Source organism: Arenibacter lacus, assembly GCF_008711145.1.
Classification (GTDB): domain Bacteria; phylum Bacteroidota; class Bacteroidia; order Flavobacteriales; family Flavobacteriaceae; genus Arenibacter; species Arenibacter amylolyticus.
Map to the genome: position 1 here is coordinate 1 of NZ_VVIN01000243.1, position 507 is coordinate 507.

A 507-nucleotide genomic window follows, 5' to 3' on the forward strand; every position below is an offset into this window, starting at 1 on the left:
TATCCTATTCTATATTACCAAAGTTGACTGGGGGTTGAAACAGGTATTATGCTGTTTTTCTATACGCCGATAATGAGACCTATCTACATCGAAAGCCAATTCCCCTTGTATTTGGAATAATCCGTAAGCTCGTCCTTAAACCCGTTATAGGCTTCTTCCTCTTTGTAAGTCGTAGGGCCTATGAGCGTATCCAGGGCGTCCCATCCCGTTTGCATCATATTGGCCCGGGCTTGACGATCCCGTTCCGTGGTAACGGCTATCAAAGCTTGCTTGAACCCGTTTGCCATATGGTGCTCTACGAGTTCCAGCGGCAAATTGGGTGTTGTTCTGTTAAGTACGTAACTATACGCCGCCTGTTAATAAAGTCCACGTTCCATTAAGTGACCCATCAAAAGGCTTTTTAAATTGTCCTGGCCTTTGGCTATCATATGATTTAGGATGAGCGGCTGGGTGGCTATAGCGCCGGGAAGCTCAGGGGACGATTGCAGATAGTCCTGCATTTTCGTG

General features: G+C 46.5%; 1 protein-coding gene. It reads right to left on the bottom strand.

From position 1 onward, the window contains the following. Positions 1-83 precede the first annotated feature (83 nt). Complete coding sequence (locus F1E73_RS17340; protein ID WP_150452702.1) at positions 84-314, bottom strand: hypothetical protein; 231 nt, start codon at positions 312-314, stop codon at positions 84-86. Positions 315-507 lie beyond the last annotated feature (193 nt).